General features: G+C 65.4%; 28 protein-coding genes. 16 read left to right on the top strand and 12 right to left on the bottom strand.

The window, feature by feature from the left end; all coding sequences use genetic code 11:
• Window positions 1-12 precede the first annotated feature (12 nt).
• The 5 genes from HP445_RS17735 (at window position 13) to HP445_RS17715 (ending at window position 8138) form a co-directional block, all read left to right on the top strand.
• A complete protein-coding gene (locus tag HP445_RS17735) occupies window positions 13-837 on the top strand; it encodes an OmpH/Skp family outer membrane protein (RefSeq protein ID WP_128781175.1) in 825 nt (274 codons plus the stop codon).
• Window positions 838-894: 57 nt separating this feature from the next.
• Window positions 895-1458: a DUF4365 domain-containing protein gene (locus tag HP445_RS17730; protein WP_128781176.1), complete on the top strand. Its 564-nt coding sequence runs from the start codon at window positions 895-897 to the stop codon at window positions 1456-1458.
• Window positions 1455-2597 carry a hypothetical protein gene (locus tag HP445_RS17725; protein WP_128781177.1) on the top strand — a complete coding sequence of 381 codons (1143 nt, stop codon included), beginning with the start codon at window positions 1455-1457 and terminating at the stop codon, window positions 2595-2597. The genes HP445_RS17730 and HP445_RS17725 overlap by 4 nt, the downstream gene beginning before the upstream one ends.
• Before the next feature lie 437 nt (window positions 2598-3034).
• Window positions 3035-6874, top strand: coding sequence for a phage tail tape measure protein (locus tag HP445_RS17720; protein WP_164941234.1), 3840 nt, complete (start codon window positions 3035-3037; stop codon window positions 6872-6874).
• Window positions 6875-6992: 118 nt separating this feature from the next.
• Window positions 6993-8138 carry an SGNH/GDSL hydrolase family protein gene (locus HP445_RS17715; RefSeq protein ID WP_128781179.1) on the top strand — a complete coding sequence of 382 codons (1146 nt, stop codon included), beginning with the start codon at window positions 6993-6995 and terminating at the stop codon, window positions 8136-8138.
• A gap of 54 nt (window positions 8139-8192) precedes the next feature.
• Here HP445_RS17715 and HP445_RS17710 read toward each other — a convergent pair whose 3' ends face one another.
• Complete coding sequence (locus tag HP445_RS17710) at window positions 8193-8801, bottom strand: hypothetical protein (protein WP_128781180.1); 609 nt, start codon at window positions 8799-8801, stop codon at window positions 8193-8195.
• A gap of 298 nt (window positions 8802-9099) precedes the next feature.
• Window positions 9100-9387, bottom strand: coding sequence for a hypothetical protein (locus tag HP445_RS17705; RefSeq protein ID WP_128781181.1), 288 nt, complete (start codon window positions 9385-9387; stop codon window positions 9100-9102).
• Between the two features lie 126 nt (window positions 9388-9513).
• Between HP445_RS17705 and HP445_RS17700 the strand changes: the two genes are divergently transcribed.
• A complete protein-coding gene (locus tag HP445_RS17700) occupies window positions 9514-10290 on the top strand; it encodes a DUF3800 domain-containing protein (RefSeq protein ID WP_128781182.1) in 777 nt (258 codons plus the stop codon).
• A 206-nt stretch (window positions 10291-10496) separates the two neighbouring features.
• Here HP445_RS17700 and HP445_RS17695 read toward each other — a convergent pair whose 3' ends face one another.
• Entirely contained in the window at window positions 10497-10718 is a 222-nt protein-coding gene (locus tag HP445_RS17695; RefSeq protein ID WP_128781183.1) for a MerR family transcriptional regulator, read from the bottom strand.
• Between the two features lie 615 nt (window positions 10719-11333).
• Entirely contained in the window at window positions 11334-11654 is a 321-nt protein-coding gene (locus HP445_RS18780; protein WP_241660470.1) for a tyrosine-type recombinase/integrase, read from the bottom strand.
• Between the two features lie 421 nt (window positions 11655-12075).
• On the opposite strand from HP445_RS18780, the gene HP445_RS17680 reads away from it, so the two are divergent.
• On the top strand, window positions 12076-12366 hold the full coding sequence (locus HP445_RS17680; protein WP_128781185.1) for a hypothetical protein: 291 nt from the start codon (window positions 12076-12078) through the stop codon (window positions 12364-12366).
• Here the strand turns inward: HP445_RS17680 and HP445_RS17675 are convergent.
• The gene (locus tag HP445_RS17675; protein WP_128781186.1) at window positions 12363-13091 is read right to left on the bottom strand and encodes a hypothetical protein; all 729 of its coding nucleotides are present in this window, start codon (window positions 13089-13091) and stop codon (window positions 12363-12365) included. The genes HP445_RS17680 and HP445_RS17675 overlap by 4 nt on opposite strands.
• Before the next feature lie 115 nt (window positions 13092-13206).
• Between HP445_RS17675 and HP445_RS17670 the strand changes: the two genes are divergently transcribed.
• The 3 genes from HP445_RS17670 (at window position 13207) to HP445_RS17660 (ending at window position 15184) form a co-directional block, all read left to right on the top strand.
• Window positions 13207-13482 carry a hypothetical protein gene (locus HP445_RS17670; RefSeq protein ID WP_128781187.1) on the top strand — a complete coding sequence of 92 codons (276 nt, stop codon included), beginning with the start codon at window positions 13207-13209 and terminating at the stop codon, window positions 13480-13482.
• Between the two features lie 625 nt (window positions 13483-14107).
• Window positions 14108-14578, top strand: a complete 471-nt coding sequence (locus tag HP445_RS17665; protein ID WP_128781188.1) for a hypothetical protein — start codon at window positions 14108-14110, stop codon at window positions 14576-14578.
• A gap of 39 nt (window positions 14579-14617) precedes the next feature.
• Complete coding sequence (locus HP445_RS17660; RefSeq protein ID WP_241660453.1) at window positions 14618-15184, top strand: DUF2510 domain-containing protein; 567 nt, start codon at window positions 14618-14620, stop codon at window positions 15182-15184.
• A 30-nt stretch (window positions 15185-15214) separates the two neighbouring features.
• On the opposite strand, the gene HP445_RS17655 is transcribed toward HP445_RS17660, so the two are convergent.
• The gene (locus HP445_RS17655) at window positions 15215-15694 is read right to left on the bottom strand and encodes an XRE family transcriptional regulator (RefSeq protein WP_241660454.1); all 480 of its coding nucleotides are present in this window, start codon (window positions 15692-15694) and stop codon (window positions 15215-15217) included.
• A gap of 86 nt (window positions 15695-15780) precedes the next feature.
• On the opposite strand from HP445_RS17655, the gene HP445_RS17650 reads away from it, so the two are divergent.
• Together HP445_RS17650 and HP445_RS17645 are read left to right on the top strand one after the other, a co-directional pair.
• On the top strand, window positions 15781-16245 hold the full coding sequence (locus HP445_RS17650) for a phage tail protein (protein ID WP_128781189.1): 465 nt from the start codon (window positions 15781-15783) through the stop codon (window positions 16243-16245).
• Window positions 16246-16598: 353 nt separating this feature from the next.
• Window positions 16599-16841, top strand: a complete 243-nt coding sequence (locus HP445_RS17645) for a hypothetical protein (protein WP_128781190.1) — start codon at window positions 16599-16601, stop codon at window positions 16839-16841.
• Window positions 16842-16919: 78 nt separating this feature from the next.
• Here the strand turns inward: HP445_RS17645 and HP445_RS17640 are convergent, their stop codons facing one another.
• Window positions 16920-17207, bottom strand: a complete 288-nt coding sequence (locus tag HP445_RS17640) for a hypothetical protein (protein WP_017887091.1) — start codon at window positions 17205-17207, stop codon at window positions 16920-16922.
• Window positions 17208-17479: 272 nt separating this feature from the next.
• Entirely contained in the window at window positions 17480-18091 is a 612-nt protein-coding gene (locus HP445_RS17635) for an HD domain-containing protein (protein ID WP_128781191.1), read from the bottom strand.
• Between the two features lie 139 nt (window positions 18092-18230).
• Here HP445_RS17635 and HP445_RS17630 point away from each other — a divergent pair, with 139 nt between their 5' ends.
• On the top strand, window positions 18231-19040 hold the full coding sequence (locus tag HP445_RS17630; RefSeq protein WP_128781192.1) for a hypothetical protein: 810 nt from the start codon (window positions 18231-18233) through the stop codon (window positions 19038-19040).
• Complete coding sequence (locus HP445_RS17625) at window positions 19037-20923, top strand: amidase family protein (RefSeq protein ID WP_128781193.1); 1887 nt, start codon at window positions 19037-19039, stop codon at window positions 20921-20923. The genes HP445_RS17630 and HP445_RS17625 overlap by 4 nt, the downstream gene beginning before the upstream one ends.
• A gap of 82 nt (window positions 20924-21005) precedes the next feature.
• On the opposite strand, the gene HP445_RS17620 is transcribed toward HP445_RS17625, so the two are convergent.
• Together HP445_RS17620 and HP445_RS17615 are read right to left on the bottom strand one after the other, a co-directional pair.
• Window positions 21006-21782, bottom strand: a complete 777-nt coding sequence (locus HP445_RS17620; RefSeq protein WP_128781194.1) for an isocitrate lyase/PEP mutase family protein — start codon at window positions 21780-21782, stop codon at window positions 21006-21008.
• A 19-nt stretch (window positions 21783-21801) separates the two neighbouring features.
• The gene (locus HP445_RS17615) at window positions 21802-22767 is read right to left on the bottom strand and encodes a hypothetical protein (protein WP_128781195.1); all 966 of its coding nucleotides are present in this window, start codon (window positions 22765-22767) and stop codon (window positions 21802-21804) included.
• A gap of 161 nt (window positions 22768-22928) precedes the next feature.
• Here HP445_RS17615 and HP445_RS17610 point away from each other — a divergent pair, with 161 nt between their 5' ends.
• The gene (locus tag HP445_RS17610; protein WP_241660455.1) at window positions 22929-24116 is read left to right on the top strand and encodes a MalY/PatB family protein; all 1188 of its coding nucleotides are present in this window, start codon (window positions 22929-22931) and stop codon (window positions 24114-24116) included.
• A 393-nt stretch (window positions 24117-24509) separates the two neighbouring features.
• Window positions 24510-24890, top strand: a complete 381-nt coding sequence (locus HP445_RS17605; RefSeq protein WP_111033251.1) for a hypothetical protein — start codon at window positions 24510-24512, stop codon at window positions 24888-24890.
• Between the two features lie 28 nt (window positions 24891-24918).
• Here the strand turns inward: HP445_RS17605 and HP445_RS17600 are convergent, their stop codons facing one another.
• Both HP445_RS17600 and HP445_RS17595 read right to left on the bottom strand, forming a co-directional pair.
• Window positions 24919-25104, bottom strand: coding sequence for a hypothetical protein (locus tag HP445_RS17600; protein ID WP_017887087.1), 186 nt, complete (start codon window positions 25102-25104; stop codon window positions 24919-24921).
• 63 nt (window positions 25105-25167) lie between these two features.
• Window positions 25168-25656, bottom strand: coding sequence for a GNAT family N-acetyltransferase (locus HP445_RS17595; protein WP_128781197.1), 489 nt, complete (start codon window positions 25654-25656; stop codon window positions 25168-25170).
• Window positions 25657-25696: the final 40 nt, after the last annotated feature.

Genomic DNA, 25696 nt, shown 5'->3' with positions numbered 1-25696 from the left:
CCAGGAGAGACCATGAGCATCGAACTGAACACCGAAGCCGCACAGCGAGCAGCTGAGCTGAAGGCACGCCTGCAGGAGCTCACCGACCGCAAGGAAGAGTACGAAGCCCTCGCACTCGACGGGCACATGACCCCAGCGGCAGTCACAGAGCTGGAAGGGGAACGCCGCTTCGCTCAGATGCGAGCGGAAGCAGCCGAACGAGTTGCGCGCCAGGAGCGCGACGCCCTCGGGAGCAACGACAAGCTGACGAAGGCGCTCAATGACTTCCTGGCTGACGACCAGATCTCAGTGGAAGGACTGCACGAAGGGCTCGCTGCGATCGCTGCTGCCGTCGATGACTTCAAGTCGCGAGTGGCAGCACGAGATGAAGCAGTGAAGGCGTGGACGCGCACCCTGCGCAACCTCGGGGTGCCGGACACTGGCCTCACGGTCGACGGGCTCGACGTTGCGGTCACCCGCAACGGACAGGTGACCATCGGTGACCGCACCGTCAACCTGACCGGGGGAGTGGACGCACTGATCCTCGGGGCGCTGCCGGCACGGATCGGTACCGATCGACTGGCGGCTGACTCGCTCGACGCCTTCGACCGACGACAGAGCAGCACCCACCTCGAGGTGCAGGTCACGAAGGCCATCGGAGGCAAATCAGTTGGAGACGTGCTGAGCACTCGGAAGGGCTACGCGGCTAGTCAGCTCGCTCGTATGGTGCACAGCGGGCACGCCGAGGTCACGAGTGGTGAACTGCCCGAGCCGGACCTGACCGAGCAGCAGCTGATTGCCTTCCGCGTTGCTGCGCAGGAGCGACAGGCGGAGATCGCAGCAACGCGCATCCCGTAGCGCTCAGCACGACAGTCAGCCACACAGCACAGGTGTGCAGCCCGTAGGAGTCGGGCAATGACGGCGGGCACGATAGGTTCATGGCATGCATCTTGCAGTGCGGGCCAGGGGGACCCGATGACGCCCAATGTTCAGGCAGCGATCCTCTCCGCGACCACTCGTCAGGGTCGTTACGGCGTCGTTTACCTGCGAGCTATTGCGGCGCAGGCTGGCTGCGGCTTCAAGGAGAACGATCCCGATGAAGACGCTATTGCTGTGGATTGCGACATTCAAATGCGGGCTGCGCCAATTCGAGTGCAAGTGAAGACCACCTACATTGAAGATATGTTCGGCACGGACGATATCGTGCATTACGCCAAACCGCACTGGATCGATTCCTGGAGGGATAGCGCGCTTCCGGTCTACTACCTAGTAGTAGTCGTGCGCCAGCAAAGCTCCGACTGGATCGAGTACCCAGCGACAGGAACGCTCCTTGCCGACACTCGAGCCTACTGGACTCGCGTTGATAACCATGACTTCAGTTCTTCCACTCGCATAGAGATCCCGCGTTCGAACGAACTGGGAAGTACTACAATGACTCAATGGAATGATGACTTACTCGCCACTCTGGGGTTGACATGAGCAAAGAGCGCACCGACGCTTCGCTGCACTTGAGCCTGGTTAGCTATCTTGACCGGACCGGGTGGCAACGCATATCGCGAGGATCAGGTGGCGAACTTTGGGCCACTGACCCTAGCGCCGAGCTGGATGTGACAGCAGTTCCCAACCACGTGCGCGACGGTTCTCTAGAATTCGAAGGCGCTGCCCAGCGAATCGCCGCGAAAGAAAAGCGTGCACCCGAAGCAGTCGCCGACGACATTAGGCATGAGTTTTTCGACCTTCAAGCGTATAAGATTGGCGATGCTTTTCTGCTTGATGACGCAGCTCCCCTAGAGGCCGCGGGTGCTGTATTGACCGCGGCTCAGCGCATCCTGCGAGCAGCCGGAACCACTTCCCGTCGTCCAACCGCGAGCATTAGAGGTAATTTCAGCCGTAGCGGCGATGAGATCGCCGGCCACGCGCGACTTTCGCACACCAGGAAAGGGTCCTTCGTCCTGCCTGTGATCATGCCAGTCGTTACCATGGATGAGCCTCAGGATCTTTTCACGGACGTGGTGCGAGGAATTGAAACAGCCGAGCGCGTGCTGACTAGAACCGCCGCATCCGCGCTGCGCGGGCTAGATCAGGCTGTCGTGAAACCTGATCGGGCCCCAAGTCGGGATGAGGTTCTCGACCTGATCGACGTCGGAGTCAGCGCGGAGCTTGTGAGCGCCGTTAGAAACATCACTCGGCAGAGCGGCGTGCATAAGCTGGACGCAAGCTTCCGCTGGTCGCCTGCGGTGACTGGAGGGGAGCGTATGCCCACGCAGGTGGTGATTCCGGAGGAGGCATCGACTCTGCTCTCGGATGTGGTCAAGGTACTTCGGCAAGCACAACCGGATCCCGAAGTGTTTATCTCTGGAAGGGTGATCGACATCCGCCATATTCCGGACGATCCCTATGGCTCCATCACCCTACGAGTCCTGCGTTCCAGTCGTTTCGTTGAAGTGCAAGTTCGCGTCAGCACCTCGGTGATTCATGAAGCGCATGATTGGATGAGGAAGGGTAGAATTGTGTCTACTCGTGGCACCTTGGAGCGGCGGCCAGGGCAACCACTTCGCATGCTAAATGCTTCGAACGTGGAGCCTCTCGACGAGATATTTGACGAATCGACTAGGTAGTCGTTTGGGGTGGGGGTGCCTCCTTTGTGCTAGTACAAGTCACCGCCGGATAGCAACTCTGGTCCAGCGTGCGTACTTGCTCCGTTTTTTTTCGTTTCGAAAACCCCAGATGAGCGGCTGTTCTACCTGATTTCGCGTGTGATCCGCCAGCTCCTGCCTCTTCAGGTGACCCTCGCTGATCCGCATGTTTCCGCGGATTATCCGTAACGCAACGCATCGCAGGCCTCCGGGGTGCCTCATGAAGGCCCCGTCATATCTTCTCCTGATATGGCGGGGCTTTTTGCACCCCAAAACGCCTTGATTCCCACCCATTCGCGGTAGAATTGACCTAGATATACGCCCGCCGGAACACCCGGGCATGAACGAGATTAGAGATCTCGGCATGCCAGTTCCGGCGGGCTTTTGCGTGCCGATTTCTCCTGGCCGAAGGAGAGATGATGGCCGAGAGGGTTGTGCAAGTCACAATCCGTGCCGCGATTGACAACTACGTCAAGGGCATGGAGAAGGTTCGTAAAGCGACAGCTGACACGGCAAAGGAGTCCGACAAGCTCGAGAAGGTTGGGCAGGCAGCGGAGCGCGTTGGCGGCTCCCTGCTGACCATGGGCGCGGCGGCGACGGGCTCTGTCCTGATCGTCACGAAGATGGCGGCCGACTTCGACGCCCAGATGTCAAAAGTCCAGGCGGCCACGAACGCGTCCGCCTCCGAGATGGACAAGTTCCGCAACCAGGCGCTGACGGCTGGTGCTGCGTTCGGTTACACGGCGACTCAGGTGACTGAGGCGCAGGTGGAGCTGGGTAAGGCGGGCCTAGCGACACGCGACATCCTGGGTGGCGGACTGACGGGTGTTCTGGCGCTGGCGGCGTCGGACAACGTGGATCTCGGTAAGGCGACGCAGATCGCTGCGGTCGCGATGAAGCAGTTCAACCTCGAGGGCTCCGACGTTCCCCACATCGCTGACCTGCTTGCTGCTGGTGCCGGTAAGGCGCTGGGTGGGGTGCAGGAGCTGGGTGATGCGCTGAACCAGTCTGGGCTGGTTGCGTCTAACTTCGGCTTCTCGATCGAGGAAACGACGGGTGTGCTGTCGTCGTTTGCGGACGCTGGTCTGTTGGGTTCTGATGCTGGTACGTCGCTGAAGAGCATGTTGCAGATGCTGGCGAACCCGTCGAAGGAGTCGGCGCAGCTGATGAAGTCTCTCGGCATCAATGTCGAGGACGCGAACGGTCAGTTCCTTGGGGCTGCTGACATCGCTCAGGTGCTGCAGGAGCGCCTTTCTGGCCTCACGGATGCTCAGCGTCAGCAGGCCTTGTCGCAGATTTTCGGTGCGGACGCTGTTCGTGCTGCGACGGTTCTGTACAAGGAGGGTGCCGATGGCATCCAGGAGTACATCGACCAGAACAACGACGCCGGCTACGCGATCGAGCAGGCCGCCAAGAAGTCCAACAACCTCAACGGGGACCTCAGCAAGCTCAAGTCTGCGTTCCAGGCGGGGCTGATTGAGAGTGGGACGTCTGCGAGCAGTGCCCTGCGCCCGATGGTGCAAGACCTCACGTCGTTCATCCAGAAGGTCCGGGAGCTTCCGGAACCGCTGAAGGCCACGGCGCTCGGCGCAACGGGAGTTGTCGGTGCTGCGACGTTGCTTGGCGGCGGGCTGCTCCTTGCTGTCCCGAAGATCGTCGAGTTCCGGTCTGCAATGGCATCGCTCCGGGCCAGTGGCATCACGGGGCGTGCGGCGTTGAGCTCCATGTCTGGCTTCCTCGGCGGCCCGTGGGTCGGAGGTGTTGCCCTCGGTGTCACGGCAGTTGCCCTGCTGAACACGGAGCTCGAGAAGCTGAAGGCTGATAGCTCCGAGATCACGCACACGCTCAAGTCGGCTTCGTCGGCGGCTGAGATCTACAAGACTCTCGGCAAGGGTCAGCTCTCGGCGGGCATCGATGGCAGCGTCAAGGATCAGCTGAAGGACATGGACGCTGCACTGCAGTCGTTCGCATCCCACAACAGCGCAAACGGCTTCCAGGCCATCCTCACGCGATTCACCAACACCGACTTCAACCAGGGCGTCAACGCCCTGAGGGACATCAACGCTGAGATGGGGCAGCTCGCCAACACTGACCCGTCGAAGGCAGTCCGTGCGTTCGAGCTGCTGGCGGAACAGACCGACGGATCACAGAAGTCACTGCACCGTCTCGTGGATGCGATCGGCGGGGACTACCGGTCGGCGCTCGTGCAGCAGGCCGACGCGCTCGGGATCACGGCGAACGACACGAACCTCGTCAAGCTCGCGATGGGTCAGTACGCGGATGCAGCGAAGGGGGCGAAGCAGCCGACCCAGGACAACGCGGATGCTCTCAACGCCCTGCAAGGCGCTGCTGGTGAGGCGGCTCCGAGCATCGATGAGGTGGCGAACGCGCTGCGGGCGCTGACGTCTCCGACGCTCGACGCTCGCGAGGCGAAGCGTCAGTTCCAGGCGGCAGTTGATGGCGTCACGGACTCCTTGAAGGAGAACGGAACGACTCTCGACATCTCGACGGAGAAGGGCCGCAACAACCAGTCAGCTCTCGACGGGATCGCACAGGCCGCGCAGAACGCGGCCGGCTCGATCTTCCAGCAGACCGGGAACCAGCAGTCGGCCACCGCGGCGATGGAGCAGGGTCGCAGCGAGCTCGTGAAGGCGCTGGGTCAGTACGGCATCACCGGTCAGGCTGCGCAGGACTACGCGAACAAGATCATCGGCACCCCGACCGACTGGGCCACGACGTTCCAGAACAACGCTCCCGAGGCTGCGTCGAAGACGTCTGACTACCAGCAGCGCCTCAACGCGCTGCCGAAGGAGAAGCGAACCCAGGTCAACGCCGCGACGGCTCAGGCGCAGTCGGCAATCCAGGGGGTGCTCAACTCCCTGGGTCTGGTGCAGTCGAAGACGATCACGATCACGACGAACCGGGTCACCGTCGGCACTCCGGAGAACACCAACGGCGTCTTCAAGAACAAGAAGGCAAACGGCGGCTACATCTCCGGTCCCGGCACGGGAACGTCGGACTCCATCCCGGCGATGCTGTCGAACGGCGAGTACGTCATTCGGGAACGATCGGTCAGCAAGTACGGGACGGGGTTCCTGGATGCGGTGAACGCCGGCCGGTACGCGAACGGTGGACTTGTTCACCTTGCTGGCGGCGGTTCGGCTGAAGCTGCCCAGAAGGCGGCTGAGGCTCGAGCGAAGGCTGCCAAGGAACGTGCGGAAGCACGACAGAAAGCGGAGGCCGCTCGCCTCTCTCGTCTGAGCGACATCTACGGCTTCCGGACCGGGGTGCGCACCGGCAGCCTGACGGGCCAGTCGGCCGTCTCGCAGGCGTTCCAGATCGCGACGGACAGCAAGTACCCGGAGCGGTTCCGGCTGTCTGTGGCGCGCGTTGCTGGGGCGTCGGAGAAGCGCCTGCTGAGCCTGGAGAAGCAGTCGGACAAGGCGGCGAAGGCGGTGGATAGGGCGTCGGACAAGCTCGATGGGCTGAAGTCGTCGGCGTCGTCGATGTCGTCGTCGATTTCTGGGAAGCTGTCTGATTTCTCGTACGGCGATTACCGCTCGTCATCCTCGCTGCAGCGGGCTCTGACCGGACGGGCGAGCAAGCTCAAAGAGTTCCAGTCGCTGCTCACGAAGCTGCAGAAGAACGGTGTCGCCCCGGCGCTGTTGAACGAGATCGCTTCGCTTGGCATCGATGAGGGCATCCCGCTGGCCCGGTCGCTCGCTACCTCGTCGAAGGCGCAAATTGCCGCGATCAACACGCAGTACAAGTCGATTCAGTCGACGTCGGCGCAGATCGGCAATCAGGTGGCGGATGCGAACTTCGGGAAGCTGATCGATGCTGCTGAGAAGCAGTTGCGGTCGGCGAACCGGAACGCGACGTCGATTACGCGTGCGATTGCTTCCGAGTCGCGGAAGTTGCAGCGGGTCATCGGGAAGGCGCTTGGTGTTCCTGGTTATTCGGTGGGCGGCTACACGGGCGATTACGGCACCGGTCAGGTTGCTGGCTTGGTGCATGGTCGCGAGTTCGTGGTGAACGCTTCGGCGACTGCTGCGAACCGTCCGCTGCTCGAGGCGATGAATCAGGGCGGCAGCGTCCGCTACATGGACTCGAGCCGTGTCGTGCAGGCGGCACCGAAGTCTAGTACGTCGGTCGAGCAGCACAACCATTTCAAGCCGATGCCGAACCTGGACCCGAACACGCTCACAACGGTGCTGGGCCGTCAGCTCACCCGCGAATTGGCTGGAATGGTCAACTAGCGCGATCACTGATCGCCACTGACAAAAGCACCGCCCCTTCCAAAGAAGGGGCGGTGCTTTTTGCCAGGCCACTCATTGCTTGACAACATAATTGTACTTCGAAACAGAAAGAAAAACCATGGGCACTCCACTGCTTCCTTCCATTGACTCCGACACCAAACTGTTCCCACCCGCCGTTATGGCTGCGCTTGCTGCGCAATTCACTACTCCCGCGATCAAGACCAATCAGTTGACCGCGACCTCCCTGAAGAGTTGGTCACGCGCGAAGCTTCGAGCGAAAATCGGAACGGGCCGAGCTGAGATAGTTGCAATCGGAACCAGCATCACCGCGGGCGAGGGTTCGTCTGTGCCGAAGGGGATTGGTGCTTGGCCAGCGCGCCTGCAGGCGCAGCTGGTTGCGTCGGGATGCGCGGACGGTGGAAGCGGATTCATCGCGGCAACCTCCAACCTCACGAGCGCGACCACGGATCCCCGAGTGTCCCGCAGCGCCGGGTGGAAGGTTGTCTCGCCCACAGCAAGCACCCTCATCACCGGGGACACTGCGGGTGCGACGGCGACTTTCGCCGACACGAAGCGCAGCACGGAGATCACTGTCGTCTACATGGACTGGTTCACCATGACATGGACGCTCACGGTGGATGGCGGCACGCCGACAAGCGTGACGAACACCGGCACCGGAGAGCTCCGCAAGCTGACCGTCACAGTGCCCGAAGGTGTGCACACGGCGGTCGTCACGCTGGGCTCGGGCACATCGTCGTCGGCCTACTTCCACCTGCTCGGGGTCTCGTTCATGATGCCGTCAGGTGTGGTCGTCCATAACCTTGGCGTCGGCGGCAACAACGCGTCCGGGGCACTCGCGGGGAGCAACGACCGAGCGAGGCAGATCGCCATGCTGCTCAATCCGTCACTCGTGCTCATCGAGTTCGGGGCCAATGAGAACCCCGCTGGATCTGGGCTCACGGACTTCCAGAACGCCCTCGCGTTCGGCGTCCGAGCGTTCCAGGCAGCGAACATCAACACTGCGCTGTTGACGCCGCCCCCAAGTGGGAACAGCAACCGCCCGATCTCGCAGGTCGTTGGGTTCGATTACTCGATCAGCGACGCCATTCCCGTCCCACTCGTCGACGTCAACAAGGAACTCGGGTCCTGGAGCAACGTCCAGGCGCGTGGCTGGGACTACGCCACCGACAGTCAGTACGTCCACTTCAACGAGTACGGCAACGAAGAAATTGCGCGGATCGCTCGAGTTGGCCTGAACCTGTAGCCCGAACGCCCCGCCCCTCGGTATGAGGGGCGGGGCGTTTCGTCGTTTGCCGAGCTACGCGCCAGCGAAGAACGCGGTACCTGATCCGACTAGCGCCTGCACGTTCCAGGTTCCGCCTGCCACGGCCTCGGTAGGCACAGCCGAGCAGACGTAGCCCTTCTGGGAAGCATTCGCGTACATGCGGCCGATTTCGTAGACGGCCTTGCCAGGGAGGATTCCGCAGTCGCCGATGGCCGGGTAGGTGTTGCCGTCGGAGCCGACGTAGCTGATGGTGAAGCTGGCAACAGGGTCGCCGCCCTCCGAGCCGATTCCCTCGCCCGCAGCGACGGTGGCCGACGAGAGCACGAATGACTGTCCCGCTGCCGGCGCTTCGTTGTACTCGTTCGCCTTCTGGATCTCAGCCCAGCCGTCAGGGTTCGTTGCATCCCACGTAAACGTCCACACGGAGTCTTCCGAGTGCTTGCCCGGAGCGCCCGCCGGGAACGGATTCGCGCGAGTGCCGACCTTCGCCTTTGGAGTAGGAGTCGGCGTGGGCGTGCTTGCCGTGGTCTTCGTCGGGGCTGGTGTGCCCGCAACGGGTCCGGACTCGGATGAACATCCAGCGAGAGCGATCGCACCTGCGAGGACGGCGGCTGCAACAGCCGCTCGGGTGATGGTCTTCATAGTGAGCATCACTCTATGGCCGAGATGAGGCCAGCCGCCCACGCCTATTCGGGGGATCTGACCGCGTCGCGCCATACCCACGCGCAATCTGCGGCTTGACCAAATCCCCATTCGACGAGCACTGCCCGCTCGGTGTGCGCGATGGCACGCGCTTCAACCTCGAGGATGCGATCCGGAAACTGCAACCACGCGAGCACAGGGTCGGGCGGTGAGACGTCGTAGTCAGGGCCTCCGCGCGCGACCTCGGGAAGTGTGTACGCCGGACCCAGCGCCCACCTGTCGCGTCGTCGACGCCCCATCAGCGCGTCCTAGGGTCGAGCGCACGCCGCGTCACCTTGCCCCGTGACACGAGCGCCTGCTGCAGTCGCCCCTGCCAGGCCGTCTGAACCAGCACCGCGTTGTCTGACTCTGCGGCGGCAAAACACTTGAGGCGCAGAAGACCTACGCCCACGAACTCGATGTCAGCCCAGACAGGCGCGACCGGATCCAACGACCGAAGCTGGCCAGCGTCCTCTGCATCAAGTGTGACGGGTTGATGCAGGGTGACATCGGGATGCTCCGGGGGAGCCCACTTGTGCTCGGGCATGGCGGCATAGTCCATGAGACCAACGACATCTCGATAGCCGTCAGCTGCAGCTGGTGGCCCAGGGGCTCTGACCTGACCCCATAACTGGGGGCCATCGCGGCGTGGACGCGCAGAGAGGATGGAGGGATGCTCATGGTCTATATCGATGAAACCGGTGATCCCACGGGCGACCCGTCCCACGGCGGCTCTCGCGAGTATGCACTGGGAGCCGTGTTGGTCAGCGATACGGCGTGGACAGCCGCGTTCGATCAGATGATTACGCTCCGACGTGCGCTATCAAAAGGCACTATTGGGCTGCCGATGCGAGCCGAAGTCAAAGCGTCCAATTTGCTCCGAAACGAGGGCTGGTTCAAGGGCCGCGGCCTGTCGCCAAGCCAAAGGCAATACATCTACCGAAAGCACCTGCAGCTTCTTAACTCGGCAAGCATGCAGTGTTTCAGTTCCTGGGTAGACAAGCGTGCCTTTGCGGCAAGAGGCCAGCTCGGACTCGTGCGCGAAACCGTTTGGCGAAACCTATTCCAGAGACTACAGAAGACCTTCCCCAACGACCCGGTCCTGATCATTCACGACGAGGGTGAAGAGGCAACTATTCGTAAGTACGCGCGTCGCGCTCGCCGCTTCCTCTATGCGGGCACTCCTTCGGGGACTGCAATTCGCATGAACTTTCAGAATCTCGTCGACGATCCAGTCTCGAGGGTCTCTGACGAATCGTACATGGTTCAACTCGCCGACCTTGTCGCATACTCCGCTGCCAAGGCAATGATTCCAGGGGGCGCAAGAGCTAAGCGGATCTGTCCACCGTCAATGTGGAATCACGCTGGCGCGTCTCGACTGGCCATCGTCAATAGCTATGCCCGGAGTATTGACCCGACCCTGCCCGTCGCTGTCGTAACACAAAAGTAAGCCCCCTCCGCCGTTGGGCGAGAGGGGGCGGGCTAGCGCCTAGCAGCGACAGAGCGCTGGTGCAGTGCTGTCTCTTACGCTACCACCGCTTGCGCCATCCTCCTAGACCAGGTCCTCCTTCAGCGGCCCAGGCTTGCTTTGGACGGGCAACGGGGTGGGTGCATCCGTGTGCCTGCTGCTCGGGCCATCGACCGGGCGACTGGTGATCAGCCGTACCTGGGCGACTCCTGCGGCAGTGACCGCAGCCAGCGCAACCCTTCCTCCTGCGTGATGATCGGCTTCCTGCCAGCGCGTGTTGGATAGGAAGGCAAGAGCTCCCCGTTGTCCATGGCTTTGCGGATGGTGTCCACTGACAGGTCTACGGCCTTGGCGAAGTTGGGGATCGAGTAGGCGAGTCGATCGGTGCAGGATGGCTCGAGCTCGTGCATCTGTCCATGGTCCTCCGCACCGAGTCATAGCGCCATAGTCAAATTTGACGTATCAGCCGCAGATCTGATGGATAACAAGCAGCCTCCCCGACGTCAAAGACACCCCCGACCCCCTTGACGTGTGCAGCGGCGATCGAGCGGTCACGTAGGTTGCGCGGCATGGACGAGCAAGCGTTGACGGTCGCCGAGCTCGCAGCATGGCTGCGGATCTCCGAGTGGAAGGCACGGGAACTGGGGAAGGACCCCATGTTCCCGTCCTTCCGCAACGGCAACCAGCACCGCTTCTGGCCCTCCGAGGTCAAAGCCTGGACTCAGCAGCCACGGGATCCGTGGAAGCAGTCGCCGCAGTCACTTGGGCGTCGGCGCAAGAGGGACGGAGACGGGCCGTCGCAGCTTAGGCAGATGCGGTCCTAGTCCGCAGGAAGTGCGGCACCAGCCCGGCGTCGTGTCGCACTGGTGCCGCAATCGCCCCTGAAATGGCGTGCTCTCACGTGAAGCTGGCGAGTCCCAAAGCCCCGTCGTTCTGGGGATCTCTGCACTAGCTTGGACTCACGTGAACAGGGGCACTCGTTCCGCTTCAACAACTAGCAAGCCCTGAACGATGCCTATCCGGGGCTATTCGGCCGTCGCAGTCCGCATTGAGTCCGCAGAATCGCCCGCGACCTGCCGCATGAGCCCCGCGGTTGCGGACCGGGTCCGGTCGTCCGCATTCGGCCACAGGTGGCTGTAGGTGTTCAGCGTCACCGACGCGGACCGATGACCGAGGGCCCGCTGCACCGTGACGACGTCGCACCCAGCGGCGATCAGGCCCGATGCGAAGAAGTGCCGACAATCGTGCAGCTTGAACGGCTCGACGCCCGCTGCCTCGATCGTCTTCGTCCAGTGGTAGTAGGTCGTGTTTCCGTGGGGTGGCTGGCCACCCGACCCGACGAACAGCCACCGCTCGTCGCCGCGCTTAGCGGCAACGGCTCGGGTCCGGTCTGGCGGGCATCTGAGAACGGCGAAGACAGCTTCGTGCTGAACGTCTCTCGCAACTCGAGCACCGTCACCGTCTACCAGAAGACGTCTGGCGCTTACTCTGTCGTCGGCACCTACCCGGCGACGACTACCGAGAGCCCCTCGTTCCGGATCGACACGCAGGGGGCGACGCCCCGCATCTACCAGGGCAGCGCGTCAGTCTGTACTTTCACGAGGTCCCACCAGCAGACCGCGACGCGAGTCGGCCTACGAATCACCGACACGGCCAGCAGGGCAAGCATCGTGCAGGTCAGCTCAAATTAGGCGAACGCACGACCCCCTAGAGCACCTTCGGGAGCTCGAGGGGGTCGTGTCGGTCGGTACCGACATCCTGTCGCCTATGCAGATCGCCGCTGGAATTCTCTTCATCGCATCGGCCGCCGCAGAGCTCGGGGGCGTGGTCCTCATCGTCCGCGGCATTCAAGGAGCCAAGAAGAAGCTCGACACGCCTGTCCCACACACCATCGACGGCGGCGGCCCCAGCGACAGCCACGTGTGGCCACCACGCCAGTCCTCCGACTCGCCGGAGGTATTCCTGCTCGAGGCGATGGAACGTCAGGGGGTGGCCGTTGGGCTCCTCATCATCGGCATCACCGCCGGCACCGTCGGCAATTTCCTGACGCTCGGCTAGGAGCGGATCTGCCTCCCGACCGACTTCCGATCGATCTCAAAGCCCCACGTCTTCCCTCGTTCGCTGAGCATCGCATGCTTGCCCGCCGTCGCGATGAGATCCCACCAATCCTCGATCGCCTCGGCCATGTACCCAGTGAGCTCCGCCGAACGGCGCTCCCATTCAGCCTGATCGTTCGCCGCGGCGTAGAGCTGAGACTGGAAATCTGGCCGCGAATTCAAGAGCGCGATTTCCGCCTCGTTCCAGTAGGCGCTCGGCTCATCGTCCGACTGTGGGTCCTCGGCGAGTGCGTCGAGGTAGTAGAACCTGCCTGACTGGCCGTAGCGAGAGAGGGCGGCCACGATTGGGCCCCACGCTGCGTTTGCGCGCACCTTTTCGAGCAGCGGCTCGACGACCCCGCGATGAGTAGCGAAAGGCAGACGCTCGTTCAGCGTCGCCATCAGGTCGTCGTTCATCAGGACCAGGTTGTGACGCCAACGATTCTTGAAGGTGCTCTTCGGGGGCCAGACACGGTGTTCGGCGACGTGGGCCAAGCCGAGTGCAGTCTTCAACGCCTTCTCCACGCCGATCGAGAGCATCGTCATGACGGGATCGCGTGTTGTCTCGAGGAACGCTGCCTGACGCAGCGCTCTGGTCCCGTACGCGAGGAGATTTTGCGCCCCGGACGTCTCCTGAATGAGCATCAGCCCCTGCATGCGAGTCAGATCGTCATCCCAGTCGGCCATCGGGTTCCCCTCGTCGATGCGGTGGACTGCCTGAGCATAGGGCCGGCATCGCCGCTTGAGAAGCCCTCAAACTGGGGCGGGAACAGAGCGGGTCACCCGCCGTACGGTTCCGCGCATGCCAACTCTGATGCTCGCCTACGACCTGAAGGCCCCGGGCCAGGACTACACGTCGCTGACGACGTACCTGGACACCTTCGGCACGTACTGGCACAACCTCGACAGCTTCTGGCTCTTGAAGACCACACTCAGCGCGAAGGAGCTTGGCGACGAGGTGAGGAAGCGCGTCGACAGCAACGACAGAGTCCTCGTCATTGACGTCTCGGGCCGAGCCCGCGCTTGGCGGGGTAGCTTCAGTGATTCGGCCGAGGCCTGGCTGCGTAAGAACTTCTGACGTCGCTCGTCAGGTGCCCCTCAGCGTTCCTCGCGTTCACCGTGGTGCTCGCGGCCGAACCGCGTCCCGCCACACCCACGCGCACTCAGCCGCCTGCGAGAACCCCCACTCGGACGAGCACGGCCCGCTCCGTGTACGCGATGACGCGCGCCTCGACCTCGAGAGAGCGGTCAGGGAAGGTCACCCAGGCGAAGACCGGGTCCGGCTCTGCGAGGGCGCAGACGGGGCTGCCGTAGGCCGCCTCGGGCAAACTCAGCGCCGGGCCGAGCGGCCACCTGTCACGACGTCGCCTGGCCACCCGGTGACGAGAGGGGCACCTCCGACACCGCGGGCTATCCGACGCTGCTGACGGCGACCGTCCGTCACCGCCGCCGTCACTCGCGCGTGTACCGCTCGAGCAGGCCAGTTCGAACGGATGTAGCAGCTTAGCGTGCCCTTTTGCCGTATCCGCGTCGGACATCCGTCGTCTCTGGCGCGAAGTTGCTGCCCGCCTGCGGTCTTCGGTATTGAGCCGCTGATGAGTGAACGTGTCCAGCCCCACGGTTGCCGGTTAGGCGAGGGTCAGAAATCCCCACTTCCAATCGGGAGTGTGAATGCTTCGGTTGAATCTGCTACTTTGTGGCGCATGAATGAAGCTCAAGAACGCGCGGGTGAAGAGGTCGCATCTTGGCGAGGAAGCCTGTGGGCGGTCGGTCTTGCACTAGCCGCCGGTCTTGCGTTGTCGTGGCTCACTGCAGCGGTCTCGATTCGCTGGTTCGACGCGCAGTACCCGCACGCCGATAATCAGGTGCGCTCGGATCAGTTGTTCAGCATTCAGGCATTCGTGGCGGCACTCTTGGCAATCCTGAGCACTCTGTTCCTCGCGCTAGCGCACAACCGGGACAACCGAAGAAACATGGACTATGTAGGCAAGCTTTTCGCAGTCGGCACTTTGGGGTTCGTCGCGCTTGCGGCGCAGGAGACAGTTGATCCTGAGATCAGCAACATCCTCATGTCATGGTTGTTCGCCGGAGTCACTGTTTTCGTGTTCGTCCTCTTGCCATTCCGCATCCCGATGGGGGGACGCGATTCGGCAGCTGAGAGGGCTAAAGAGTAGGTTCTCATTCACGTGGAACTCCTCAACAAATGATGACCGATGGGCAAGATCCCCGGATCCAGGGTTTCTGGAACGTTTCGTCTCTACGGTCCCCGCCTGCGATCACCGGTGGCCTGCTGCAACCTGTCGATCTCAGGCAATGCTTGCACCACGAATAGCCAGTCATTCGTCCCGCTGCAACGACTGATCTCGCCGTGCGTGCGCCAGGATGAGCGCATGACGAACCCACAGGCAGGTTGGTACGACGACGGTTCCGGCACCATGCGGTGGTGGGACGGCTCGGCGTGGACGGAGCAGGTGCAGCAGAAGGCGCCGGGCTCGCCTGGTATCGATGGGGTGATCGGCCATATCCAAGCGGAAGCCGCGGCGGGCGGACAGCCGCGTCCAGCGCAGAACGGCATGAGCTACGTCGTCCTCCAGGTGGTCCTGCGGGAGAAGTTCTTCGGGACGGGGTCCGGCAACCTCACGGAGCTGGAGAAGGCGATCAACGTGCAGGCTGCGCTCGGCTACCGGCTCCACACGATCACGACTGCTTCCTCGGGCAGTACTGGCTTCGGTGGCGGAGACAGACTGCAGGCGACCATGGTGTTCGAGCGGATCAACTGAGTAGCCGAGCTCGGCTGACGGCGTGCGTCGTCAGAGCGGCACGGCTTCGGTGAGGACATGCGCGAAGTACTCGTCGTCTTCGATGTCATCGGTGAGGACGTCGACCTCGAACCCGGTGAGGCGCTCGACCACATGGGCGAATGCGCCGAGGTCGAACAGCGAAGCCGCGGGCGTCAGGCTGACCAAGAGGTCGATGTCGCTGTGCTCGGTATCGTGACCGCGAACAGCCGATCCGAACACACAGACGTTCTCGAGGCGGAAGCGCTCCGCCTCGTGGAGGATCGTGTCCGCGAAGACCGCGATCGGGATGCTCGGTCGGATGCGAGCAGCGGTGAGGATGCGATCGAGAGACTCTGGGTGGGGACGGCTCCGTCCGCTCTCGTAGTCGGAAATCTCCGGGGACTCAACTCCCGCCGCTTCGGCGAGGTCGGCCTGCGAGAACCCGATGTCCTCGCGCGCAGCACGGATTAGATCCGCGGCGCGGTCGACTCGCGTCATCGCTTCGTCCATGATCATCGACTGTAGGGGGACCGCGGCGCCTCCGGGAGGGAGTCGAGGGGCTAGATTCAGACCGTCCGAGCGCCCGAGGAGGCCCCATGTCGTACGTCGTCGACTTCGTGCACGTGTCCACGGTGGGTCTGGAGTCCTCGCCGGTCGCCGACGCACTCGCCGGGCTCCGGGCCAACGAGGCGCGGTACTTCGCGAACAAGTACGACCACGTGTTCACCACGCACGCCGCAGCTGACGTGCCGGATCTGGTCGCCTACGTGCGGCGGGTCCTCGAAGAGGAACGCGGGCTGGTCATCGCGTCGCCGCCGCTCGAAGCGACGGAAGCCCTGGTCGGGGGCGTGCGCTGGACGTACGTGTTCTACGAGTCCGGTCTGGCGATCAACGTGCTGTACACGCTCGAACCCGGCGGCAAGCGTGCGGTCGGCTTCAAGCTCTCCGACGGCATGGAGGTCCCCGAGGAGCTCGCCGACAAGTTCAAGTTCGCGCGGCAGAAGTCGAAGCTCGCCGGCACGATCCGCGGCTCGTTCTTCGTGGTGAAGGGCGATTACTGACGTCGCGAAGCAGCCATGCATGCAAAATGTTTGGTACGGCAGGCAACGCTGATCGACCCTGGTCACCACGAACCGGTGATGAAGGGCAGGGCATGGGCTATGACGGCGACTCTGGTGAAGACTGCGGTGATGCACGGCCTGTACGTCGGGTTCACGGGGGACAGCTCCCGAGTGCGGGCGATGCGGGAGCTGTTGAACGAGAAGCGGGCGTCAGCGGCACGGCGAACGGCAGCCGAGGAGAGGCGGACGCCAACGTCCTCAACATCGCTGCAACGGAGATGTTCAGTGGACCGGTAGCGTCTCCGCGCGTCCTGGCCGAGTACGAGCGGCTCGTTCCGGGAGCGGCCGAGCGGATGATCGGCTGCCACCTCCGCTCCGAAGCGGTCGCTGCCGACGCCGTCGAGCGTCTGAGCAGAGCGGAGGCAGCCGCCGTCCTGACGGGTGTCATCGGTGCGCAGGTGCTCACCGTCGGAGCGCTCATCGCGGGAGCGATCCTCATCTCGGCCGGTCACACGGTCGGGGCGTTCGCTGCGATCGTGCCGGGGGTACTCGGGGCGGCGTCACAGGTCGTGGCTGCGGCCCGTCGAGGTGCGTGACCGTCGCACGGACGTCCCCACGGACGACGAAGCGCCGCCGGGGATCCCGGCGGCGCTTCGCGTTCGTACTGGTGGAGCCTAGGCCGCGAGGGCCATCTCGCCCGCCTGCACGGACTGTGCCTGCAGCAGGGTTCGGCTGGCCTCGCCCGCCCAGGAGCGGCCCGGGACGGTCCAGCCGGCCTCGCCGACGGCGTCGAGCCGGGTGCCCCGGGTGACGAAGGTCCCCAGGTCGTCGGCCGCGATGCGGACGAGGTACTCGCGCTGCGAGCGGTCGTCGCGCACCGGGAACTCGGCGATGCGGTCGGGGGTGATCGTCGGGGCCGCGAGTGCGGTCCCGAACACGGTGATTCGTTCGTTGCTGGTCATGGTGCTGTACTTCCTGGTCATTCGGCGCCAGGGCGACTCGGTGTCGGCGGACGTCTCAGTCCAGCGCGACGCATCGAGTGCGGGGCGCGCACGTCGAGTTTCAACGTGCAGCTCGTCCGTTCGGATCGAGCGGTGTCTCGAGTGGAATGCGACTCGGGTGAGTCGGTGTCGAGAGGTTGGTGTGCGCGAGTCAGATGGGTTCGCTGCAGTGCACCAACGAGAGACTATACGCCCACCCCGCCGAGAAGTCCAGCGAGCGACCAGACCGAGCGTCAGGACGCCAGGAAGGCTGCCCAGCGTTCCCCGCCAGCGGCGACGTTGCCCGACCCGTCCAGGCGAGCGGCCGCGGACGACGGCTTGCGCGATGCCTGCTCGTGGATCACTCCGTCGAACGACGCCGAGAAGTCCAGACGGGGCACCGCGGCCGTCACGTCCCGCAGGTCGTCCGACGACCACCTGTCGAAGCCCACGCCGGAGACGTCGAGCGAGGTCGCGACCTCGAGCAGGTGCCCCTCGGCGTCGAGCTCCGGGTCGACGGACCGCCACATGTGCCGCTCGACGATCTCCCCGACCCGACGGGCTCGCACGGCGTCCCACCCGGCACCGAGCGCGAAGACCGAACCGACGGCGCCGCCGGCGTCCTCGAAGGGCACGCCGTGGGCGTCGAACGACGGGGTCACGCCGAGGTCGTGGAGCATCGTCGCGACGAAGAGCAGCTCGGGGTCCGGTTCGAGGTCGACCGTCGGGGCGAGCAGGACGGCCCAGGCCCACGAGCGCAGGCAGTGGTTGACGAGGGCCGGTTCGGACCATGCCCGCACGACGTCCAGTGCGCGCGCAGCGACGGGGGAGGGCGGGGTGAGCAGGGCTTCGACGTCGACCGACATGGCACGACAGTAGCGGCAGGGACGAGCCGTAACGGGGCGGAAACGTGCCGGGCCAGAACCGGAAACAGCGCCCCGTTAGCTTTCGGTTCACTGAGTACCCGCTCAGCACCCCTCCACCCCACCCGAAGGAACTGCGCCCATGCAGCACCGACCACGGCTGCGCCCACGCGCGACGATCGTCTCCTCGACGCTCGTCGCCGCCGGGGCGTTCGGCCTCGCTGTCCTGACGGCCGCTCCGGCCCAGGCAGCGCCCACCGCGACCACCGCCACCATCGACGCCCCGGCCACCGTGACCGTCGGCACGGCGTTCGACGTCGAGCTGACGATCCCGGACACCGCCGACGTCTACGCGTACGAGATCACCCTCGATGCCGACTCGGTGCAGTACCGGGACGACAGCGTCACCGGCCCGGACGGCGGCTTCGACACTGTCGAGCAGGACGGTGACGCCCTGATGATCGTGCACACCCGCCTCGGCACCTCGCCGGCACTCGACGGCGACCTGACCACCTCGATCTCGCTGACCCCGACCGCGGTCGGCAGCGTCGACCTCGACGTCACGGGCATCACCCTCGTCGGCTCCGACGGCACGTCGACGACCCTCGACGACCCGGCGAGCACCACCGTCGTGGTCGCCGCGGCCGCGACCACCGCCCCGACGGCCACCCCGACACCGGGTGCGACCACGCAGCCCGGCGCCGGTGGCGGCACGGGTGGCCCCAGCGCCCCCGGTGACCCGACTGCCCCGGGCACCGACCCGACCAGCAGCGCCACCGCCGTGGCGGCAGCCGGCGGGGACGACCGTCCGACCGGGGGCGACCTCGCCTGGACCGGCGCCGACGTCGCGCCGTGGATCGCCGCGTCCATCGCCCTGCTCGCAGCCGGCGGCACCCTGATCACCCTGCGGGCCCGTCGTGCCCGCCGCGACCGCACCGGAGCCTCCGCATGACCGCCACGAAGCAGGCCGCCACGAAGCAGGCCGCCACGAAGCGGGCCTCCAGCAAGAAGCGCACCACCGTCGCCGGCGCATCGCTCATCGCCCTCGTCGGCACCGTCCTCGCCGCGACCCCCGCGATCACGGCCGCCGCAGCACCCGCGGCCGTCGACGCCAGCCCCGCCGCCATGCTCGCGCCCTACTACACGGACCTCGACCTGACCGGCGACGACCAGGTGACGAAGGCCGACCTCGCCGTGCTCACCGACCACCTCGGTGCGACGACCGCGAGCACCGACTGGGCGACGGTCAGTGCCGCGGACACCGACGCCGACGGCACCATCACCGTCGCCGACCTGGCCGGGTTGTCCCAGCGGATGATCTACGACGACGGCCCGTTCCAGCTCGTCGAGGCGTCGACGATCGACATGCAGGCCGCGATGAACGCCGGGGTCACCACGTCGGTCGCGATCACGCAGGACTACCTCGACCGCATCGCCGCGTACGACCGCACCAAGGTCGACACCGCGTCGACCGGGCGCGCGCTCAACTCGATCGTCACCACCAACGCCGACGCCCTGGCCGCCGCGAAGACCGCGGACGCCGAGCGCGCCGAGCACGGGATGACGAGCATGCTGCTCGGCGTGCCGATCGCGGTGAAGGACAACTACGACACGAAGGACATGCCGACCACCGGTGGTTGCGGCTGCTGGGACGACAACCAGACCGACACCGACGCCGCGATGGTCACCGGCCTGCGCGACGCCGGCGCCGTGATCCTGGCGAAGGCCAGCCTCGACGAGTTCGCCTTCGGCTTCGTCTCCGAGTTCTCGTCGAACCAGCCCGCCGGCTCGTCGCTCCTGGTCGCCAGCCCGTACAACACGGCGCAGACGGCCGGTGGCTCGAGCGGCGGCACCGGTGCGGCGATCTCCGCGAACCTCGCGGGCATCGGCTTCGGCACCGACACCGGCGGCTCGATCCGCGTGCCGTCGACGTACAACCAGCTCGTCGGCATCCGACCCACGGTCGGTCTGACCAGCCGTGACGGGATCATCCCCCTCGCCCTGTCGCAGGACACCGGCGGCCCGATCACCCGCTCGGTCACCGACGCGGCGGTCGCGCTCGACGCCGTCACCGGCGTGGACGCGGCGGACCCGGCGACGAGTGCGCAGGCCGGCAAGGTGCCGACGTCGTACACGTCGTCGCTCGACGCCGACTCCCTGCGGGGCGCCCGCATCGGCTACGTGACGAGCATGGTCGGCACGAACGCCACGACGAAGCGCCTGTTCGACGCCTCCGTCGCGAAGCTCGAGGCCGCCGGTGCCACCGTCGTCCCGATCACCGCGACGACGGCCTTCAACCGGGTCCTGTCCGAGGGCAGCGGCAGCACGAACGAGTTCAAGCACGACCTGGACGAGTACGTCGCGAAGCACCTCGACCCCGACGTCACCGCGCGTTCCCTGCAGGGCATCCTGGCCTCGGGTGAGTACGTGCCGAGCCGGAAGAGCACCTACCAGTCGCGCGACCTGATCACCGACACGCAGTACCAGGCGTGGGCCGGACCGACGGGGTCGCACACGACGCAGCTCGCCACCGGCAAGCAGCTCGTGACGCAGATGCTCGACGACCAGGACCTCGACGCGCTCGTCTACCCGTCGGGCACGCCGTACGGCACGCAGTCGACGAACATGCGCCTCAGCCCGAACGCCGGCATGCCGGCGATCACCGTCCCGATGGGCCAGGCGACCGCTGCCGACAACACCATCCCCGGTGCCGGCGTGAACCTGGAGTTCCTCGGCCGCTCCTTCGACGAGAGCACGGTCATCGGCCTCGGCTACGCCTTCGAGCAGGAGACCCACGCGCGCACCACGCCCGCGCTGTACCCGGCGCTCGGCTGAGCTGAGCGGGTCGCGTGACGCGACCACATGCAGACGGGAGGCCCGGTGCCAGCTGGCACCGGGCCTCCCGTCTGCACTGGGCTCAGTTCAGGGTCGGGGTGTCCTCCGGCACGACGCCGTCGGCGTACAGGTCGGTCGCCAGGTCGCGGAGCGCGCGCAGCGCGACCCGCTGCGTGAGCGGACCGTAGGAGATGCGGGCGACGCCGAGCGCCTCGTACTCGGCGGCGGGCAGGGCGCCGGGCAGGCCGATGACCGAGAGCTTGCCGCGGCCCAGACCGGCCACGAGTCGCTCGACCACCGAACGCTCGACCGCACCGGGCACGAAGACCAGGGCGGCGCCGTTGTCCAGGAAGGCCTTGCCGCGGGCGATCGCGTCCTCGATGCTCTCGTCGACCGGGCGCTCGCCGCCGCGCACGATCGCGTCGGTGCGGGCGTTCAGCTGGAAGTCGACGCCCTCGGCCTGCGCCGCTGCGGTGATCGCGGCGACGCGGGCGACCGCCTCGTCGAAGGGACGCAGACGGTCCTCGACGTTGGCGCCGACGATGCCGGATCCGATGGCGCGGCGGATCGTCTCGGCGGGGTCCTCGTAGCCGTCGTCCAGGTCGGCGGTGACCGGCAGGTCCGTGGCGGCGGCGACGATCGCGGCTCCGGACAGGGCGAGGTCGAGGGGCATGCCGCCGTCCTCGTACCCGTACGACGCGGCGATCGAGTGCCCGGCGGTGGCGATCGCCTTCGTGCCGGGCAGGTCGCTGACGACCTTCGCGGTGATCGCGTCCCACACGTTCACGACGCGCAGGATCTCGGGGGCTTCGTGCAGCTGCTTGAGGGTGACGGCCTTGTCGGCGGTGCTCGTGCTCATGCTGCCGACAGTAGGCCGATCACGTCGGACGTGTTGCCCCGGAGGCAAGCTGTGACAGTGCCATTGCAATTGGCTCAGGGCCTTGATCAGGGGTCCATCGAAGGAGTCGAACCGGAGTTCTGCTCACTGGAGACAGATTCGGTCCTTCAACACGTGTGATCGCGAGCATAGGCACCCGCTCGTATTCGGTTCCCTTGAGGCGTTCGCGGAGGAAGCGCATCTTCCGCGCAGGATCGTTCGAGTGGGTGATCTCGATCACGATGGGAACACCCTTGACCTCCGCGACTGCGTCCAACACGAGATGAGGAAATTTCCCAGTCGATCCACGTGCGTCGGCACTCGTCGATACCCGAACATTGGTGCTCAACGAGGAGACTAAGTCCGGCCGATCCTCGAGCAGAGCGCGTATCGCGCTCAGCGTTTCATGCTCATCGATGCTCGCGCGTACGGTAGGGGAGGCACTGGTATCGGCCGTTGCCCACTTGGTAAGCGCGGACCACGCGTTCTGTTCGGCGGTGCTCGGCGTTCCGTGGTTCTCGAGAGTCTTCAGCTGTTTCGCCAGCTCTTCGATGAGGCCGAGGCACGCTGCCCTCTGCACCTCAGAGGTGGCGGAATCACGAAGCGCAAATAAAGTGTTCATTGAAGTGTCGTAAGGAAGTGCGATGTCCTCCTTCTTCGCCGGGATGCCCCGCGCCGCGGCCCATTCAAAGCTTTCCCACCATCGCTGGCTTGCGGCGTCCTTTTGCTGATGTTTGAGTTGCTCCCTGTTTGCGCTGACTTGGCGGGAGATGCCAGCAAAGGCGATAGTCGCCGCGACCACTGCTGCAACAGCCGCCGCGCCCGCGGTCTTCGAGAAGTCGAGCAGCCACTGGCCCGCAGTCGATTCATGTGGTCCGGCTATCGCGAGACCCATCCCATAGCCGAGACCGCCCGCTAGCGCCGCAGTGGCAGTAACCCAATAAATTCGTTTGATCGTCGTCCCCAAACCTCGGCCCCTCACGTTACCCCCGACGGTCGGAGATCTGCACGACATACATTCCGCCAACTGAGCGCAACGCTCAACCAATTCCCAGTAGGACGCCGAAGACGACGTGGGATGACGTCGGGAGTCGCGCCGGGCCTCCCGGCAGGGGCATGCTGGGACGCATGGCGAGCGACGAGCAGGACCCGGTCGGCACGCTCCGCGGGGTCCGGACGAGCATCAAGTGGACGCGGTACGCGCCCGACGTGCTGCCCCTGTTCGTCGCCGAGATGGACCACGACGTCGCGCCGGCGATCCGGCAGGCCCTGATCGAGCGGGTCTCGCAGTCCGACCTCGGGTACCTCGACGGCCCCGGTCCGCTCGCTCCCGCGTTCGCGCAGTTTGCGCTGGACCGCTGGGGCTGGGAGATCGATCCGTCGCGCATCCACCTGGCCGCCGACGTCAGCGTCGGGATCGTCGAGTCGCTCCGGCTCGCGCTGCCCGACGGCGGCCGCGTCGCGATCACGCCGCCGGTGTACCCGCCGTTCTTCGAGCTCGTCGAAGAGGCTCGATGTCAGGTCGAGGAGGTCCCGCTGCTCGAGCAGTGGGGGCAGTACCGGCTCGACCTCGAGGGCCTCGAGCGGGCGTTCGCCGGCGGGGTCGGCGTCTTCCTGCTCTGCAACCCGCACAACCCGGTCGGGCTCGTGCACGACCGGGCCGACCTCGTCGCGATCGCCGAACTGGCTGCGAAGTACGACGTCCTCGTCATCAGCGACGAGATCCACGCGCCCCTGACCCACCCCGGCGTGCAGTTCACCCCGTTCGCCGCCGTCGCCGAACCGCTCGGGGCCCGGAGCGTGTGCGTGACCTCGGCGAGCAAGGGCTGGAACCTCGCCGGTGTGAAGTGCTCGGTCATCGTCGCCGGCGATCCCCGGACCGCCGCGCTCCTCGACACCCTGTGGGAGGAGGTCGCCTGCCGCACGAGCATCCTCGGGCTGCACGCGAACCTGGCGGCGTTCACCCTGGCGACGGACTGGCTCGACGACGTCGTGGCGCGCATCGTGGCGAACGACCGGCTGCTCGCGAAACTCCTCGCCGAGCACCTGCCCGGGGTCGTCTACACGCGGCCGCGCGCCGGGTACCTGGCGTGGCTCGACTTCCGGGGCATCGGCCTCGGCGACGACCCGGCGGTGCCGCTGCGTGAGAACGCGTACGTCGCGCTCAACTCCGGGCTGGGGTTCGGGTCCGAGGGGCGCGGGTTCGTCCGGCTCAACCTGGCGTGCTCACCGGAGACCCTGCGCGAGGCCGTGTTCCGGATCGCCTCGGCGTACCCGTCGAGCGCGCAGGAGGGGCTGGTCTGGCACGTCGCCTGACCTGCGCCTGACTGACGCGTGCCGGGAGGCTCGTCCTCCACAACTCGCCGTTGCTGAAATCTGTCCACAGATCACGTTGGGTGTCCTGGATCGTGCTCCTCGGACCGCAACGGTCGGTGCATGCCCTTCTCCGACACCACGCGTCTACTTCGGGTAGACAATCTTGCCCAATCCCGATTGGACGCGTAGCGTGAAGCGCGCGGAACTCTTGGACCGGCTTGCGCGATTGGCCGAGCAGCGAGGGGTGACGTTCGTGTTCGACCGCCACGGCGGGCGCCACGACGTCTTCCGCTTCGGGGAGAGTGCCGTGGCGGTTCCACGCCACCGTGAGGTCCGGGAACGGACTGCGCTGTCCATCATCCGAGACTGTCAACGACGGGGAGAAGGCCGGGAATGAGCCGACACACGGTGCGCGCGGAGCGCGACGGGAAGTACTGGGTGATCTGGATCGACGGCGTCATCCGGACGCAGGCGAAGCGCGAACGAGAGATCGAGCTGATGGCCCGTGACTGGCTCTCGCTGATGAACGACGACCGCGATCCGGAGTCCTTCGAACTCGTCGTCGAGGTGGCGATGCCCGAAGCGGCGCAGGCGCACCTGGACCGTGCGGTCGCGCTCCGCGAGGAGTCCGAGCGCGCACGCATCGAGGCAGCCAAGGAGACGGCCGCCGCGGCGTTGGTCCTGCACGAGTCCGGGCTCACCGTGCGTGAGATCGGACCACTGCTCCACGTCTCGCACCAGCGAGCACAACAGCTGGTCGCCGCTGCCCGCTGACCGTCCGGGTCAACGCGCTCCGCGGCGGTCAGGCCACGTACTGGTTGCGGCCGACGACGCGGATGCGCAGGTCGTCGTCACGGTCCATCGCGAGGAGCTCGCGGGCCACGAACCCGACGGACGGCCACCGGGACACCTCGGTCACCATGAAGCCGTCGATGAAGACCTGCCACGCGCCGGCCTCGCGGACCGCCTGCACCTCGTACGTTGCCATGCCGCGAGCGTACCGGGACCGGGCCGCCGTCAGTGCAGTTCGAACGTCGGCGCAGGTCGAACGTCAGTGCAGGTCGAGGGTCATGTGCACGTCGGCCCGCACGTACGGGCTCGGGGCGATCTCGTCCGCGCGCAGGTGCCGGAACCCGAACGCCTCGTACAGGTGCACGGCGCTGGTGAGCTGCGCGTTGCTCTCCAGGTCGATGCGGCGGGCGCCGAGTTCGCGTGCCCGGTCGAGCGCCGCGGTGATGAGCTTCCGCCCGGTGCCGTGCCCCTGGTGGTCGGGGGAGACCGCCATCTTCACGAGTTCGAACACGCCGGGGGTGGTGGGCACGACGCCGATGCACCCGATGACCTGGTCGTCGAGCCGGGCGACCAGGACGGCGCCGCCCTGCTCCACGACCCGGCCGACGGGATCGGAGAGGAACACGCGGTCCTCGTCCTCGAGGGTGAAGTACCGGGTGATCCAGGCCTCGTTGAGCGTGCGGAACGCCTCGGCGTCCGCGGGGGTGGCGAGGTCGGCGATGGTGACGGTGGAGGTCGCTTCGGGCATGCATCCATCCTCGATCGACGATGCAGTCACGTCCAATACT

The organism is Curtobacterium flaccumfaciens, from assembly GCF_013359815.1.
Classification (GTDB): Bacteria; Actinomycetota; Actinomycetes; order Actinomycetales; family Microbacteriaceae; genus Curtobacterium; species Curtobacterium flaccumfaciens.
This window is presented reverse-complemented; position numbering and strand designations above follow the sequence as displayed.

Bases quoted from the DNA above. Each gene is read 5' to 3' on its own strand.
- HP445_RS17670 (WP_128781187.1), top strand. From the start codon at position 13,207: ATGCCAACTCTGATGCTCGCCTACGACCTGAAGGCCCCGGGCCAGGAC.
- HP445_RS17730 (WP_128781176.1), top strand. From the start codon at position 895: ATGACGGCGGGCACGATAGGTTCATGGCATGCATCTTGCAGTGCGGGC.
- HP445_RS17640 (WP_017887091.1), bottom strand. From the start codon at position 17,207: ATGACCAGCAACGAACGAATCACCGTGTTCGGGACCGCACTCGCGGCC.
- HP445_RS17735 (WP_128781175.1), top strand. From the start codon at position 13: ATGAGCATCGAACTGAACACCGAAGCCGCACAGCGAGCAGCTGAGCTG.
- HP445_RS17665 (WP_128781188.1), top strand. From the start codon at position 14,108: ATGAATGAAGCTCAAGAACGCGCGGGTGAAGAGGTCGCATCTTGGCGA.
- HP445_RS17635 (WP_128781191.1), bottom strand. From the start codon at position 18,091: ATGTCGGTCGACGTCGAAGCCCTGCTCACCCCGCCCTCCCCCGTCGCT.
- HP445_RS17675 (WP_128781186.1), bottom strand. From the start codon at position 13,091: ATGGCCGACTGGGATGACGATCTGACTCGCATGCAGGGGCTGATGCTC.
- HP445_RS17645 (WP_128781190.1), top strand. From the start codon at position 16,599: ATGATCGGCTGCCACCTCCGCTCCGAAGCGGTCGCTGCCGACGCCGTC.
- HP445_RS17625 (WP_128781193.1), top strand. From the start codon at position 19,037: ATGACCGCCACGAAGCAGGCCGCCACGAAGCAGGCCGCCACGAAGCGG.
- HP445_RS17610 (WP_241660455.1), top strand. From the start codon at position 22,929: ATGGCGAGCGACGAGCAGGACCCGGTCGGCACGCTCCGCGGGGTCCGG.
- HP445_RS17595 (WP_128781197.1), bottom strand. From the start codon at position 25,656: ATGCCCGAAGCGACCTCCACCGTCACCATCGCCGACCTCGCCACCCCC.
- HP445_RS17650 (WP_128781189.1), top strand. From the start codon at position 15,781: ATGTCGTACGTCGTCGACTTCGTGCACGTGTCCACGGTGGGTCTGGAG.
- HP445_RS17660 (WP_241660453.1), top strand. From the start codon at position 14,618: ATGGGCAAGATCCCCGGATCCAGGGTTTCTGGAACGTTTCGTCTCTAC.
- HP445_RS17655 (WP_241660454.1), bottom strand. From the start codon at position 15,694: ATGGACGAAGCGATGACGCGAGTCGACCGCGCCGCGGATCTAATCCGT.
- HP445_RS17680 (WP_128781185.1), top strand. From the start codon at position 12,076: ATGCAGATCGCCGCTGGAATTCTCTTCATCGCATCGGCCGCCGCAGAG.
- HP445_RS17600 (WP_017887087.1), bottom strand. From the start codon at position 25,104: ATGGCAACGTACGAGGTGCAGGCGGTCCGCGAGGCCGGCGCGTGGCAG.
- HP445_RS17725 (WP_128781177.1), top strand. From the start codon at position 1,455: ATGAGCAAAGAGCGCACCGACGCTTCGCTGCACTTGAGCCTGGTTAGC.
- HP445_RS17700 (WP_128781182.1), top strand. From the start codon at position 9,514: ATGCTCATGGTCTATATCGATGAAACCGGTGATCCCACGGGCGACCCG.
- HP445_RS17720 (WP_164941234.1), top strand. From the start codon at position 3,035: ATGGCCGAGAGGGTTGTGCAAGTCACAATCCGTGCCGCGATTGACAAC.
- HP445_RS17705 (WP_128781181.1), bottom strand. From the start codon at position 9,387: ATGCCCGAGCACAAGTGGGCTCCCCCGGAGCATCCCGATGTCACCCTG.
- HP445_RS17605 (WP_111033251.1), top strand. From the start codon at position 24,510: ATGAGCCGACACACGGTGCGCGCGGAGCGCGACGGGAAGTACTGGGTG.
- HP445_RS17620 (WP_128781194.1), bottom strand. From the start codon at position 21,782: ATGAGCACGAGCACCGCCGACAAGGCCGTCACCCTCAAGCAGCTGCAC.
- HP445_RS17695 (WP_128781183.1), bottom strand. From the start codon at position 10,718: ATGCACGAGCTCGAGCCATCCTGCACCGATCGACTCGCCTACTCGATC.
- HP445_RS17715 (WP_128781179.1), top strand. From the start codon at position 6,993: ATGGGCACTCCACTGCTTCCTTCCATTGACTCCGACACCAAACTGTTC.
- HP445_RS17710 (WP_128781180.1), bottom strand. From the start codon at position 8,801: ATGAAGACCATCACCCGAGCGGCTGTTGCAGCCGCCGTCCTCGCAGGT.
- HP445_RS17630 (WP_128781192.1), top strand. From the start codon at position 18,231: ATGCAGCACCGACCACGGCTGCGCCCACGCGCGACGATCGTCTCCTCG.